Genomic DNA, 13944 nt, shown 5'->3' with positions numbered 1-13944 from the left:
TTTGAGCTAACAGGAGAGTCCCCATGACCGGTTCCCCGAACGGAATGCTGTTTGTCGCAACAGATATCGCCACGCAGGATGAGGCGGATTTCAATCAGTGGTACGACCGCGAGCACGTGGAAGAGCGAGTACGGGTGCCTGGTTTTTTGTCGGGCACCCGTTATCAGGCGCTGCACGGCGGGCGTAAATATCTTGGCCTGTACAAAACCGAATCACTGGCCAGTTTTACCTCAGCGGCCTACCGCGCTGCGTTTACCCAGCAAACTCCCTGGTCGGTGGCGAGCCTCGATAAAATGCGTGACCCGATGCGCCGGGTGTGTGCGGTGGAGGCGGTGACCGGTCAGGGCTGCGGCAGTTACCTGGCTATCGTTAACCTTGCACCGGCGCAGCCGGAGGTATTGAAAGCCAGCATCAGCCATTTGGGGGCTCTGCTGGCTGAGCAACCAGGCTTTGTGCGCAGTAGCCTGCTGTCGCCGGACGCGGAGCTCAGTTCGCCGTTACCGAAAGAGTCGCGTGAGAATCGCCATCTGTTGCCGATGCTGCTGATCGAAAGCAGCAGCGCCGAGGCTGGCCAGCGGCTGAGTGAACTGGCCTGCCGCCAACTGAAAATCCCCGCTGCCGAAGCCCTGCATTATGCCCTTGGCTGGCAACTGACCACTCAGGAGCTGTCATCATGAGCACTTCAACCACCGAAACGCCGACCTTGAACCTGTCCGCTGACGACTCTGCCGCTCACCCACCGAAAACCGGCAGGCTGGCGGCCGCCAGCTCTATCGGCACCGCGTTGGAATGGTACGATTTCACCGTTTACAACATCATGGCGGCGCTGATTTTCAATCACGTATTTTTCCCGTCTTTCGACCCGCTGGTGGGTACCATTCTGGCGTTTTCCACCTATGCGGTCGGTTACGTTTCAAGGCCGATTGGCGGCATCGTGTTCGGTCATCTCGGCGACGTGCTGGGACGGCGCTTTGTGCTGGTGACGACGCTGGTGATCATGGGCGTGACTACTGCGCTGATGGGGCTGTTGCCCGGTTACGCCAGTTGGGGCATCTGGAGCCCGCTGCTGTTGGTGACGCTGCGCTTTATTCAGGGGATTGCGTTGGGAGGCGAATGGGCCGGTGCGGTACTGCTGTCGATGGAGCACGGCAAACCGCACCAGCGGGGGCGCAATGCCTCCTTTGCTCAGGTCGGTCCTTCCTGCGGCACGCTGATTGGCACCGGCCTGATCACGCTGGTGACGGTGGCAATGTCGGCAGAAGATTTCCAACAGTGGGGCTGGCGTATCCCCTTCCTGCTGAGCCTGGTGCTGGTGGTGTTTGGCCTGTGGCTGCGCCGTGGGGTAGGGGAAACGCCGGCGTTTCTGAAACTGGAAGCTTCGAAGGACGTTACGCATGCGCCAATCCGTGAGGTCTTCACCCAACATCGGCGTCCGCTGTTGATTGCCGGCGGTTCACGTATCGGCTCCGACGTGCTCTATGCGCTGGTGGTGGTCTTCACGCTGACCTACGTCACCACGGTGCTGAACCTGCCGCGCCCGCTGGCGCTGACTGCCACCATGCTGGGGGCGATCGGCAACGCGATTACCGTCCCCATGTTTGGCGCACTGTCGGACCGTTTTGGCCGCAGGCCGGTGTATATCGGCGGAGCGCTGGCGGCGATGGTATGGGCGTTTGTGTTCTTCGTGCTGCTCGACAGCAGCCAGCCGGTGCTGATCTGCCTGGCGGTGGTGGTCGGTTTATTGATCCATGCGGCGATGTACGGCCCGCAGGCGGCATTTATCACCGAACAGTTTCCGACAAGGGTGCGCTACGCCGGTTCGTCATTGGCCTATACGCTGGCGGGTATTATCGGCGGTGGGTTTGCGCCGCTGATTATCGCTTCGCTGTTCAAGTCCTACGACAGCACGCTGGCGATCTCGGCCTACGTGGTGGTGGCGTTGCTGATCACGTTGTGGGCGGTGATTGCCGCAAAGGAAACGGCGCACAAGCCGCTGTGAAGGTGGGGCCGGGTGAGGGATGCACCCGGCCTGCATCGAGTTACTTCAACCAGCCCTTGCGCTGGGCGTCCTGCAGGTGGTGCAGCAGGTGTTTCCACAGCTCAGGGTAAACTTCTTCAATCATCGTATTGCGTGACAACACCTGTTCCAGGCTGATGCCGTTTTCGACCCAGCTTTGGCCTTCATTATGCAGGTTCATCAGCATCGGCATGGTGCGGTCCAGCACCAGCGCAAAGCGTGCGTCAGCGCTCTCGCCATCTTCATATTCCTGCCACAAAGCGGTGAAATACTCGCGTTGAGCGTCCGGCAGCATGCCAAACAGGCGCCGTGCCGCGGCAACCTCTTGATCGTGGATCGCTGCACGTGCAGCCAGATCGTATACCAGCACGTCGCCGGCATCGATCTCAACGATGTCATGCAGCAGCGCCATTTGGATCACCCGCTGAATATCTACGTCTTTACCGGCGTAAGGAGCCAGACTCATGGCGCCTACGGCAAAGTGCCAACTGTGTTCGGCTGAGTTTTCCTGGCGTTGGGTGCCCAGCACCTTGGTGCGGCGTTGCACGCTTTTCAACTTGTCGATTTCCATCAGGAACTGGATGACCTGGGTCATGGAGCCGAAATCTAACGCGGGTACAGCGGATGACATGGTGTAAACCTCAAGGTAGATGGGTTGAAGCGGATCGATTGTAGACCAGTGAGCGGGGGATTTCGATGGTTACACGCGTACACAGTTTTATTTTAGCGTACACGTGTACACTGAAATTATTCTCAGTTAAGCTGCTTTGCGGTAATTTCGAACAATGTTGAGCGTTTTGAGGGGTTGTGCTTTATGGGAAAAACGGGCGTAGTGAAAGCCGGGACTGAAAAAATCGCCGCTGCGGCCTATCCGTGGGCGGAGGAGATAGCCAACAGCATCAGCCACGGTATCGGGTTGGTTTTTGGCATTGTCGGCCTGGTATTGCTACTGGTGCAGGCGGTCGACAGCGGTGCCGATGTCACGGCCATTACCAGCTACAGTCTTTATGGCGGCAGCATGATCCTGCTGTTCCTGGCCTCCACGCTGTACCATGCGATCCCCCATCAAAAGGCCAAGCATTGGCTGAAAAAGTTTGACCACTGCGCCATTTACCTTTTGATTGCCGGTACCTACACGCCGTTTCTGTTGGTGGGGTTGAACTCACCCTTGGCCAAAGGGTTGATGGCGGTTATCTGGGGCCTGGCGCTGCTGGGTGTGCTGTTCAAACTGGCGTTCGCCCACCGTTTTGAAGCACTGTCGCTGGTGACCTACCTGACCATGGGCTGGCTGTCGCTGATCGTGATCTATCAGTTGGCGACGCGTCTGGCCTTAGGCGGCGTGACGCTGCTGGCGGTCGGCGGCGTGGTTTACACCCTGGGGGTGATTTTCTACGCCTCGAAGCGATTCCGCTTTGGACACGCCATCTGGCATGGCTTCGTGCTCGGCGGCAGTCTGTGCCACTTTATGGCGATTTATCTTTACGTCTGACGTGCACCCCTGCAGCGTTAGTATCATGTTGATTAAGCGTTTCTTTTAAGTTAAAAAAGAGGCGCTTGTTTCTTTCGGGTATCCAGCAAGCCCATTTTTCTGTTTATTCCTGAGCCCGACTTTGCACCTTCGGTGTTTACGTTAATCTTTCAGGACTCATCAATATGATTATTCGCTTATCCAAAGCGCTGCTGGTGTGCGCGATTGCGCTATTTGCCACCCTGGTGGCTTTCGGCAATATTACGGATTACGGTTCCAACTTCGCCTTTGTGCGTCATGTCTTTATGATGGACACCATTTTCCCAGATGCCACCATCACCTACCGTTCCATACAGTCTCCCTGGCTGCATCATGCCGGTTACATCGGCATTATTTTCTTGGAAAGCCTAACGGCACTGCTCTGCTGGGTGGGCGGTGTGCGCCTGCTGTGTGGTCTGAAACTGCCCGCCGTGGCGTTCAACAGAAAGAAAAAACTGGCGGTGGTGGGTCTGACGCTCGGTTTTCTGACCTGGCAGGTGGGGTTTATGTCGGTGGGGGGCGAATGGTTCGGCATGTGGATGTCGAAACAATGGAACGGAGTGCCGGACGCCTTTCGGTTCTTTGTCACCATTATTCTGGTGCTGATTTACTTGGTGCAACGCGATGGGGAGTTAGACGAGTAACGGATATGTCAGCAGGGGCGCAACAGGTTGCGCCCCCAGATAAAGCCGGGAGGTACTCTAGGCTTCCAGTGAATACGGCAGCGGTTTGATCGCCAATTCGCTGGCGGCATCATCGCGCACGCGCAGCTTACTGTCGGCTTCCAGATCGTTATTCAACACCACCTGTACCCACAGCGTGCCGTCGGCAAGTTTGGCGGCGCTCAACACCGTGCCGGTACGGCGCCAGTTTTCACCCAACTGCAGTTCCAGATCCTCGGCCGGCTGCGGCACCCGTCCGGCTTTGCCTTCCAGCCAGTACAGCGCTCGCTTGTTGGCGCCGCGGAATTTGGCGCGCGCCACCATTTCCTGACCGGTGTAGCAACCTTTGCTAAAGCTGATGCCTTCCAGTGCCTGTAGATTGGTGGCCTGTGGGATCAACTGCCCGCTATTGGCGGCGTCAATGACCGGATAACCGGCTTCGATATCCAGCGTCAGCCACTGTTGGCTGTCGTTGAGTTCCGCCTGTTCGTGCAGCCTGGCGACCAGTTGTTCGGCTATCGCTGCGGTGGTAACCAACAGAAAACGTTCCGCCGGTAAAGTGAAGTGCAGCAGGGTGGTTTCACCGTCCTGCACCACCGGATGTTCCGCGTCCGGCAGGCTGTTGAAAATGCCCGTCAGCGCCGCACGCGCCTGAAAACCGGCTACGCCCAGCAGCACCGCTTCGTTATCGGCGGCGATGGTGAGTTTGGAAAACACCGCATATTTTTTGATTTCAGCCAGTTGGCTGTCCAGCACGCTGCGGCGTTCCAGATAGGCAAAGCCTTCGCCACGGTGGAACAGACGCAGGTTGCTCCACATTTTGCCTTTGGCGTCGCAGTGGCCGCACAGCACGTGCTGGTCCGCCGCCAGCGCTTCGATGTCAGCGGTCACCTGGCCCTGAAGGTATTTTACCGTGTCGGGCCCGTTCAGCGTCACCAGTGCCCAATCTTCCAGCGAGATTAAGGTCAGGGGCAGATGGGAAGAGGCGGAAGGCTGACGGGGTGGAAATGGAATTTTATACGCCATAGTAAGATCCTGCTTAACGTTAGCTTACCTGAAGGTGTGTTGGCCCCATGGTAAAAGAGGCGGCGGGCTTTGCAAACTGTTATTCACGCTTGTCGCTGCAGCAGCGCTTTTTTTGACATTTAGCGCTTAATTACGTTTTAGGCAGAGAACGTCCTTCCCGGCGAGTATGTCAAATTGTTACTCTATAGGCTTGCGGCCAAAGGTTACCCTTGCAGACAGATCTTTGGCTGATGGAATTATATCGCGCCGGTGTTGCCATACAGTGTGTCGGTTGAACCCTGCGATGGCGTTGCCACGCTGAAAAGAGGTTAGTCATAACAACATGGATATTAATAACAAAGCACGTATTCACTGGGCTTGTCGCCGTGGCATGCGTGAGCTGGACATCTCGATCATGCCGTTCTTCGAATATGAGTACGATCGGTTGAATGACACAGACAAAGCGCTGTTTATCCGCCTGCTTGAGAGTGACGATCCCGATTTGTTCAACTGGCTGATGAATCATGGCGCTCCGCAGGACAGTGAACTGCAGAGAATGGTGACACTGATCCAGACGCGAAATAAAGACCGTGGCCCAGTGGCGATGTGATGTTCGTATTTCCTGGCGCACCCAGTTACTTTCGCTGTTGACGCATGGCGTTCTGATCCTGCTGATCCTGATTTCACCCTGGCCGGAAGGCTACGGGCCAATCTGGCTGGTGTTGCTGACGCTGGTGGTGTTTGAATGCATACGTAGCCAAAAACGCATTGCGTCGCGTCAGGGGGAGTTACGCCTGCTGGAGAACCAGCGTGTGGGCTGGCAAGGCCAGGAATGGCAGTTGGTCAAGCAACCCTGGATGCTGCGCTTCGGTATTCTGCTGACGTTGCAACCGATGCAGGGGAAAAAGCGTCGTCGCTTATGGTTGGCCTCCGACAGCATGGCCAAGGCCGAATGGCGACATTTGCGCCAACAGCTGTTGTATCCGCCGGCCAGTGATGATGAGGAACCCTGATGAAGCCGACGCTGTGGCTGGTGGAGGATGAACCCAGCATTGCCGATACGCTGATTTATACCCTCGAGAGCGAAGGCTTTCAGGTGCGCTGGTTCGAACGTGGCGAACCGGCCTTGCAAGCATTGGCGCAAGGGGCGCCCGCGTTGGCTATCCTCGATGTCGGCTTGCCGGATATCAATGGTTTTGAACTGTGTCGCCGTCTGCTGTCGCAGGCGGCGGATTTGCCCATTCTTTTTCTTACGGCTCGCAGCGACGAGCTCGATCGCCTGATCGGGCTGGAAATCGGTGCCGACGACTACGTCGCCAAGCCTTTTTCCCCGCGAGAGGTCAGCGCCCGCGTTCGTACCATTTTACGTCGTTTGCAAAAACAACAGCGCTTGCAGCAGCCCACGCTGTATAGCTTCGGCCCCTTTGGGCTGGATGAACCGGCGGCGACCATTTATTACCATCAGCAGCCGTTACCGCTGACCCGCTATGAATTCCTGCTGTTAAAAACCTTACTGCTGGCGCCCGGCCGGGTATTTTCCCGTCAACAGCTGATGGACAGCGTTTGGGCCCAGGCGGAAGAGAGCCTGGACCGCACTGTCGACACCCATATCAAAACCTTGCGCGCCAAGCTACGTCAGATCGATCCGGGCGAACCGCCCATTCATACGCATCGTGGCTTGGGCTATAGCGTGAGCCGCCAACCATGAGAATAGGCCTGCGCCTGCTGCTGGGGTATTTCCTGATTGTGGCGGTCGCGGGCTATTTCGTGCTGAGCATTTTCGTGCAGGAAGTGAAGCCTGGCGTGCGGCGCGCAACCGAAGGCACGCTGGTGGATACCGCCAACCTGCTGGCGCAAATCGCGCGTCTGGACATGCAGCGTACCGACGTCGCACACGGCCAGTTGGCGCAGGCATTCGCCCAACTCAATCAACGGCCCATTGGCGCCAATATTGCCGGTATTCGCAAAGATCGCAGCGAATATCATGTCTATCTTACCGATCGGCAGGGTAAGGTCATTTTTGACTCTAGCGGCAGGGCATTGGGTAAGGATTATTCTCGCTGGAATGACGTGTATCTGACGCTGCGCGGCCAGTATGGCGCCCGCAGTACGCGAAGTGATCCACAGGATGAAAACAGCTCGGTGATGTATGTCGCCGCGCCGGTGCTGGAGCAAGGCAAGATAATCGGCGTGCTTAGCGTCGGAAAACCCAACAGCACCATGGCGCCGGTGATCAAACGCAGCGAACGCCGCATTCTTTGGGCAGGGGCACTGCTGCTGGGCATTGCATTGCTGATTGGTCTGGGTTTTGTCTGGTGGATTAACCGGTCGATTGGTCGATTGGTGCGTTACGCCGACGGTGTCGCGCAAGGTGAAAGCGTGCCACTGCCAAAAATGGGCGGCCATGAGCTGACGCAACTGGCGCAGGCGCTCGAAAGCATGCGGGTGAAGCTGGAGGGCAAAGCCTACATTGAACAGTATGTGCACACTCTGACCCACGAGTTAAAAAGCCCCTTGGCGGCGATCCGCGGCGCAGCGGAGCTGTTGCAGGAGTTCCCACCCCCGGCTACCGCTCAGCGCTTTCTGACCAATATCGAACAACAGAGTACGCGCATCCAGCAACTGGTGGACAAGCTGCTGGTTCAGGCGCGGCTGGAAAGCCGCCCCGGGCTGGAACCGGCGCCGATCGCGATGGCGGCGTTGGTGCGTCAGGCGGTAGCCGGCAAGGAAGCGCAGGCGGTACGGCGCGGTATTTTATTGCAGGTAGACGCTCTAGAAGAGATCACCCTGACCGGCGATGGGTTACTGATCGGCCAGGCATTAACCAATTTGCTCGACAATGCGCTGGATTTCACCCCCGCGGGCGGCACGATCAGCGTGCGTGGCGAACGCGATGAAGGCCATTACCGGATCACCGTCAGCGACGACGGCAGCGGTATCCCGGATTACGCGTTGGACAAAGTGTTCGAGCGTTTCTATTCGCTGGCACGGGCCGACAAGCCGAAAAGCAGCGGCCTGGGCCTGAGCTTTGTACAGGAAGTGGCGCGTTTGCACCGGGGATCTATCCGGTTGCACAATCGTCAACCGCACGGCGTGGCGGCTATTTTCACCTTATCTCTCTGACTTCACCTTCCCTTCACATAACCACATCCTGCTTTCACCGAAGGCCATTATCGTGGCGCCATTACCTACAAGGAGCGCGCAGCGATGATGAAATCGGTACTGTTTTGGAAAATAGCCACCCTGCTGGGATTGATGATTTTGATGATTATCCCGGTGACGCAGTTAATGAATGTGATTGAAGAGCGCAGTGGCTACCGCCAGAGCGTGGTGGGGCAGGTAAGTGAAAGCACCAGCCGCGCACAGCGTATTTTGGGGCCGTTGATTGTCATTCCTTACACCGAAAGGGAAGAAAAGACCGACGATAAGGGGCAGAAAGTGGTGCAAATGGTCAGACATCATCGCTATCTGCTGCCGGAAAACCTGCAGGTGAACGGCAAGCCGAACGTGGAAGTGCGCAAGCTGGGGATTTACCAAACGCAGGTGTACCAAGGGCCGCTGAAGTTTCAGGTGAAATTCGGTCAGCCGGATTTGAGTGACCTGCAACGCAGCAATGTCATGATTGGCCAACCTTTCCTGTTGGTCTCGTTGAGTGATTCACGTGGTATCAAGAGCATCTCGCCGCTTATCAGCACGCAGTCGCAGACGACCTTCGAGCCGGGCACTCAGGTAAACGTGTTGCCGCAGGGGATCCATGCTCCGCTAACATTGGCTTCGCTGCAAAAAACCGGATTGGATGCCGATTTCACCCTTACGCTGGCGGGAACCAGCAGCCTGTCATTGGTGCCGCTTGGGCGCAGCAGCGAATTGACGCTGCAGAGCAACTGGCCGCATCCGAACTTCCTCGGCAACTTCTTGCCAGACGAGCGCAAAGTGACCGAGAAAGGCTTTAGCGCCCGCTGGCGCAGCACCTGGTTCGCTAACAATATCAACAGTGCTTTTCACTACGATGACGGGATCCTCGACGAAGACAAGCTGCCGGCTTTTAGCACCAGCCTGATCGAGCCGGTAGATCACTATCAACTGACCGAACGCGCGGTGAAATACGCAGTGCTGTTTATCGGCCTGACGTTTATGGCGTTCTTCCTGTTCGAAACCCTGACCGGGCTGCGGGTGCATCCGATTCAATATCTGTTGGTCGGTGCGGCGCTGGTGCTGTTCTACCTGATCCTGCTGGCGTTCTCTGAACATTTCGGTTTCGCCACTGCCTATCTGCTGGCCAGTATCGCCTGCAGTGGACTGATCGCCTTTTATCTCAGTGCGGTTCTGCGCGGCCGGTTACGCGGTACGCTGTTCGCCGCCAGCCTGCTGATGCTGTATGGCGTGTTGTACCTGCTGCTGCAGTCGGAGGATAACGCATTGGTGCTGGGCGCGGGGCTGCTGTTTGCGATTTTGGCGGGGATTATGCTGTTGACGCGCAAGCTGGACTGGTATCAGGTGGCCGACCCGGCACGTTTGAGCGGCGAGACGCCAGCAGGAGAAGAGGAAAACCGCTTCCGGTTGTGGAAATAGGCAAGCAATTGGGCGCGGCAACCGCGCCCAAAGGCATTACAGCAGGGGTTCCATTTCCAATAGGATCTGTTCGCACCACTGCTGCATGCGGTCTTCACTCATGTCGTATTGGTTCACATCATCCAGCGCCAGGCCGACAAAGTGTTTGCCGTCGGCGCTCAGCGGTTTAGGGCTGGTGAACTCGAAGCCGTCGATGGGCCAGAAGCCGATAAACTGCACGCCGAGCGGGGCGATATGATCGTGCAGCATGCCGAGTGCATCGAGGAACCATTCGCCGTAACCGAGTTGATCGCCCATGCCATACATGGCAACGATTTTCCCTTTCAAATCCAGCGTGGTCAACTGCGGCCAAATTGCTTCCCAGTCTTCCTGCAGCTCACCGAAGTCCCAGGTGGGGATGCCGAGGATCAGGATGGAGTACTCTTCCATCAGCTTGGGAGAGACGTCTTTCAGGTTGTGCAGGTCGACCAGGTCTTCACCCAGAATCTCACGGATTTTTTCTGCCGCCATCTCGGTGTAGCAGGTGCTGGAGCCGTAAAACAGACCAATCTTCATGTGTAAACCGTTTATATTGCCGTAGGTAGAATTGCGTCGAGTATACCCGATTTGTACCGGTTTAAGGCATAATGCCTGTGGCATAAACGTAACAAAGAGAGGACCGCGTGCAACAGCAAGATCATGCGTTGATTGAGCAATTCCTGGATGCGCTGTGGCTCGAACGCAATCTGGCAGAGAATACGCTGGCCTCTTACCGGCTGGATCTGCAGGCGCTGGTCGCCTGGCTGAACCAACAAAACATTTCGCTGGTAAAGGCGCAGGCGCTGGATCTGCAGGCGTTTCTCGCCGAACGGGTGGAGGGCGGCTACAAAGCTACCAGCTCCGCGCGTTTGCTGAGCGCGATGCGCCGCCTGTTCCAATATTTGTACCGTGAAAATATGCGCACCGACGATCCCACCGCGCTGCTTGCCTCACCTAAGCTGCCGCAGCGGTTGCCGAAAGATCTCAGCGAAGCGCAGGTCGATGCGTTGCTGCAGGCCCCCTGTGTCGATCAGCCCCTGGAACTGCGTGATAAGGCGATGCTGGAAGTGTTGTACGCCACCGGGTTGCGGGTCTCCGAACTGGTCGGATTGACCATCAGCGACGTCAGTCTGCGCCAGGGCGTGGTGCGGGTGATAGGTAAAGGCAACAAGGAACGGCTGGTGCCGCTGGGTGAAGAGGCGGTGTACTGGATCGAAAATTATCTGGAACACGGCCGCCCATGGATGGTCAACGGTCAGGCGCTGGACGTGTTGTTTCCCAGCAATCGTTGCCAGCAAATGACCCGACAGACGTTCTGGCATCGTATCAAACACTATGCGATCCTAGCGGGTATAGACAGCGAGAGGCTGTCGCCGCACGTGTTGCGTCACGCATTTGCCACCCATTTGCTGAACCATGGGGCGGATCTTCGTGTCGTACAGATGTTGCTGGGACATAGCGATCTCTCGACCACGCAAATTTATACGCATGTAGCGACCGAAAGGCTTAAACAGCTACATCAACAGCACCACCCGCGTGCCTGACACGCCGGGTTCAAAAGGATTGGAAGAATGAAGAAAGGTTTAATGCTGCTCTCTCTGCTGGTGGCTTCTGTAACCGGCGCGGCCCATGCCGACGATGCGGCAATTCAAAAAGCGCTTGGCAGCCTGGGCATTCAGCAGGCGGACGTGCAGCCTTCACCGGTGAGCGGCCTGAAAACCGTGCTGACCGATAACGGCGTTCTGTACGTGAGCGAAGACGGCAAACACATTCTGCAAGGCCCGCTGTACGACGTCAGTGGCAAAGAGCCGGTCAACGTCACCAATCAACTGCTGACCGGCAAATTGGAAGCGCTGAAAGATCAGATGATCGTTTATAAAGCGCCGAAGCAAAAGCACGTGATCACCGTGTTTACCGATATCACCTGCGGCTATTGCCACAAGCTGCACGAGCAGATGAAAGAGTATAACGATCTGGGCATTACCGTCCGCTATCTGGCGTTCCCGCGTCAGGGGTTGAATTCCCAGGCCGAAAAAGACATGCAGTCCATCTGGTGTACCGCTGATAAAGCCAAAGCTTTCGACCAGGCAATGAAAGGCGACGCAGTATCCCCGGCAACCTGTAAAACCGACATCAGCAAACACTACGCGCTCGGCGTGCAGTTCGGCATTCAGGGTACCCCGGCGATCATTTTGGAAAACGGCATGATGATCCCGGGTTATCAGGGACCGAAAGAGATGGCCGCCATGCTGGACGCACATCAGACCGCAACTAAAACCGGTGGTTAATCGCCGGTGAGCATCAAAACACAACTTCGCCGCCGTGAAACGGCGGACGGCAGCCATTTGCCTGCCAGCCTGCATCCGCTGCTGCGCCGTTTATACGCGCTGCGCGGTGTGAAGGCGGAGCAGGAGCTGGAGCGCAGCGTCAAAGGCATGCTGCCCTGGCAGCAGCTGGACGGTATTGATACCGCCGTGGGGATCCTGCAACAGGCATTGGCCGATCATCGTCGCATCATGGTGGTGGGGGATTTCGACGCTGATGGCGCCACCAGTACCGCCCTGACGGTGCTGGCGCTGCGCAGTATGGGTGGCAGTGCCGTCGACTATCTGGTGCCCAATCGCTTTGAGGACGGCTACGGCCTGAGCCCCGAAGTGGTGGAGCAAGCGGCGACGCGCGGTGCCGAGCTGATCCTGACCGTGGATAACGGCATCTCTTCTCACGCGGGCGTCGATGTGGCGCACGCTAAAGGCATACAGGTGCTGGTGACCGACCACCACCTGCCGGGAGAAACCCTGCCGGCAGCGGAGGCGATCGTCAACCCGAACCTGCGCGGCTGCGAGTTTCCGTCCAAATCCCTGGCCGGCGTCGGGGTGGCTTTCTACCTGATGCTGGCGCTGCGTGCCCGGCTGCGGGACAGCGGCTGGTTTGAACAACGGGCGCTGGCGATGCCAAATCTTGCCGAACTGTTGGATCTGGTGGCGCTAGGTACGGTTGCCGACGTGGTACCGCTCGACGCCAATAACCGTATTTTGGTGTATCAGGGCCTGAACCGTATTCGCGCCGGCAAGTGCAGACCGGGCATTCGTGCGCTGCTGGAAGTGGCTAACCGCGACGCGCGTCAGCTGGCGGCCAACGATCTTGGTTTTGCATTGGGCCCGCGCCTCAATGCTGCCGGGCGACTGGACGATATGTCGATTGGCGTGGCGCTGCTGCTGAGCGACGATATTGCGCAGGCACGTATGCTGGCGAACGATCTGGATGCGCTTAACCTGACGCGGCGCGAGATTGAGCAAGGCATGCAGGTTGAAGCCTTGCAGCTGTGCGACCAACTGGAACGCAGCAGCACCGCCTTGCCCTACGGGCTGGCAATGTACCATCCGGAATGGCATCAGGGCGTGGTGGGGATTTTGGCTTCACGCATCAAGGAACGCTTCCATCGCCCGGTGATCGCGTTCGCGCCGGCGGGCGAGGGCATTTTGAAAGGCTCCGGCCGTTCGATAGCCGGTCTGCACATGCGCGATGCGCTGGAACGGCTGGATACGCTTAATCCTGGGCTAATGATGAAGTTCGGTGGCCACGCCATGGCGGCCGGACTGTCGTTGGAAGAGGCCAAATTCGACGAGTTCCGCCAGCGCTTTGGCGATCTGGTCGGAGAATGGCTTGATCCGGCGATGCTGGAAGGGGTTATCTGGTCTGACGGTGAGCTGGCCTTGCAAGAGCTTTCGCTGGAAACCGCCGAGCTGTTGCGTGAGGGCGGCCCCTGGGGGCAGGCTTTCCCCGAGCCGACCTTTGACGGCAAGTTTCGCATTTTGCAACAGCGGCTGGTGGGTGAAAAACACCTGAAGCTGATGGTCGAGCCGCTCGGTGGCGGACCGCTGCTTGACGGTATCGCCTTCAACGTGGATACCACGCTGTGGCCAGACAGCAGCGTGCGTGAGGTCGAACTGGCTTACAAACTCGACGTCAATGAGTTTCGCGGCAACCGCAACGTGCAACTGTTGATTCAGCATCTCTGGCCGCGTTGATTCGCACTTCCCTTTAGCCGGGGTTAGCCTGCCTTGCCCCGGCCACATTTCTTGCCCACAAAAACTGAGCAACTCGCTATAAACTGACGCCTGGATCCGATAGAATTACCGGTTCTAATGGCATTTCGCCATCGA

At 57.5% G+C, this 13944-nt stretch carries 15 protein-coding genes; 12 read left to right on the top strand and 3 right to left on the bottom strand.

All coding sequences use genetic code 11. From position 1 onward, the window contains the following. Window positions 1–23 precede the first annotated feature (23 nt). Together H0S68_RS20180 and H0S68_RS20175 are read left to right on the top strand one after the other, a co-directional pair. Window positions 24–677, top strand: coding sequence for a DUF4286 family protein (locus tag H0S68_RS20180; RefSeq protein WP_122080134.1), 654 nt, complete (start codon window positions 24–26; stop codon window positions 675–677). Further along, on the top strand, window positions 674–1999 hold the full coding sequence (locus tag H0S68_RS20175; protein WP_046372712.1) for an MFS transporter: 1326 nt from the start codon (window positions 674–676) through the stop codon (window positions 1997–1999). The genes H0S68_RS20180 and H0S68_RS20175 overlap by 4 nt, the downstream gene beginning before the upstream one ends. A gap of 40 nt (window positions 2000–2039) precedes the next feature. Here H0S68_RS20175 and H0S68_RS20170 read toward each other — a convergent pair whose 3' ends face one another. Beyond that, a complete protein-coding gene (locus H0S68_RS20170) occupies window positions 2040–2648 on the bottom strand; it encodes an HD domain-containing protein (RefSeq protein WP_048760837.1) in 609 nt (202 codons plus the stop codon). A gap of 183 nt (window positions 2649–2831) precedes the next feature. On the opposite strand from H0S68_RS20170, the gene trhA reads away from it, so the two are divergent. After that, window positions 2832–3506 carry a PAQR family membrane homeostasis protein TrhA gene (trhA, locus tag H0S68_RS20165; RefSeq protein ID WP_020828479.1) on the top strand — a complete coding sequence of 225 codons (675 nt, stop codon included), beginning with the start codon at window positions 2832–2834 and terminating at the stop codon, window positions 3504–3506. Between the two features lie 164 nt (window positions 3507–3670). Next, window positions 3671–4168, top strand: a complete 498-nt coding sequence (locus H0S68_RS20160) for a DUF2165 family protein (RefSeq protein ID WP_020828478.1) — start codon at window positions 3671–3673, stop codon at window positions 4166–4168. A 57-nt stretch (window positions 4169–4225) separates the two neighbouring features. Here H0S68_RS20160 and ygfZ read toward each other — a convergent pair whose 3' ends face one another. Continuing rightward, a complete protein-coding gene (ygfZ, locus tag H0S68_RS20155; RefSeq protein WP_410528985.1) occupies window positions 4226–5212 on the bottom strand; it encodes a tRNA-modifying protein YgfZ in 987 nt (328 codons plus the stop codon). A 322-nt stretch (window positions 5213–5534) separates the two neighbouring features. On the opposite strand from ygfZ, the gene sdhE reads away from it, so the two are divergent. From sdhE to creD, 5 genes are all read left to right on the top strand, one after another. Beyond that, the gene (gene sdhE, locus H0S68_RS20150) at window positions 5535–5801 is read left to right on the top strand and encodes an FAD assembly factor SdhE (protein WP_020828476.1); all 267 of its coding nucleotides are present in this window, start codon (window positions 5535–5537) and stop codon (window positions 5799–5801) included. After that, on the top strand, window positions 5782–6204 hold the full coding sequence (locus tag H0S68_RS20145) for a protein YgfX (RefSeq protein ID WP_020828475.1): 423 nt from the start codon (window positions 5782–5784) through the stop codon (window positions 6202–6204). Before sdhE ends, H0S68_RS20145 begins: the two co-directional genes overlap by 20 nt. After that, entirely contained in the window at window positions 6204–6899 is a 696-nt protein-coding gene (creB, locus tag H0S68_RS20140; protein ID WP_129984121.1) for a two-component system response regulator CreB, read from the top strand. Before H0S68_RS20145 ends, creB begins: the two co-directional genes overlap by 1 nt. Beyond that, on the top strand, window positions 6896–8314 hold the full coding sequence (creC, locus tag H0S68_RS20135; protein ID WP_142814474.1) for a two-component system sensor histidine kinase CreC: 1419 nt from the start codon (window positions 6896–6898) through the stop codon (window positions 8312–8314). Before creB ends, creC begins: the two co-directional genes overlap by 4 nt. An 84-nt stretch (window positions 8315–8398) precedes the next feature. Beyond that, window positions 8399–9763 (top strand): cell envelope integrity protein CreD, encoded by a 1365-nt coding sequence (gene creD / locus H0S68_RS20130; RefSeq protein WP_410528984.1) that lies wholly within the window; start codon window positions 8399–8401, stop codon window positions 9761–9763. 36 nt (window positions 9764–9799) lie between these two features. Here the strand turns inward: creD and fldB are convergent, their stop codons facing one another. Next, window positions 9800–10318: a flavodoxin FldB gene (gene fldB / locus H0S68_RS20125; RefSeq protein ID WP_020828471.1), complete on the bottom strand. Its 519-nt coding sequence runs from the start codon at window positions 10316–10318 to the stop codon at window positions 9800–9802. 107 nt (window positions 10319–10425) lie between these two features. On the opposite strand from fldB, the gene xerD reads away from it, so the two are divergent. The 3 genes from xerD to recJ are packed head-to-tail and all read left to right on the top strand — an operon-like array spanning window position 10426 to window position 13809. Continuing rightward, on the top strand, window positions 10426–11325 hold the full coding sequence (gene xerD, locus H0S68_RS20120) for a site-specific tyrosine recombinase XerD (RefSeq protein WP_020828470.1): 900 nt from the start codon (window positions 10426–10428) through the stop codon (window positions 11323–11325). 27 nt (window positions 11326–11352) lie between these two features. Further along, entirely contained in the window at window positions 11353–12069 is a 717-nt protein-coding gene (gene dsbC, locus H0S68_RS20115) for a bifunctional protein-disulfide isomerase/oxidoreductase DsbC (protein WP_115058103.1), read from the top strand. Between the two features lie 6 nt (window positions 12070–12075). After that, window positions 12076–13809 carry a single-stranded-DNA-specific exonuclease RecJ gene (recJ, locus tag H0S68_RS20110; RefSeq protein ID WP_115058104.1) on the top strand — a complete coding sequence of 578 codons (1734 nt, stop codon included), beginning with the start codon at window positions 12076–12078 and terminating at the stop codon, window positions 13807–13809. Window positions 13810–13944 lie beyond the last annotated feature (135 nt).

Source organism: Serratia sp. AXJ-M (genome assembly GCF_046531865.1).
Classification (GTDB): Bacteria; Pseudomonadota; Gammaproteobacteria; order Enterobacterales; family Enterobacteriaceae; genus Serratia; species Serratia liquefaciens.
The sequence above is the reverse complement of the archived record's forward strand: the minus strand, read 5'-3'. Positions and strand labels throughout refer to the sequence as shown.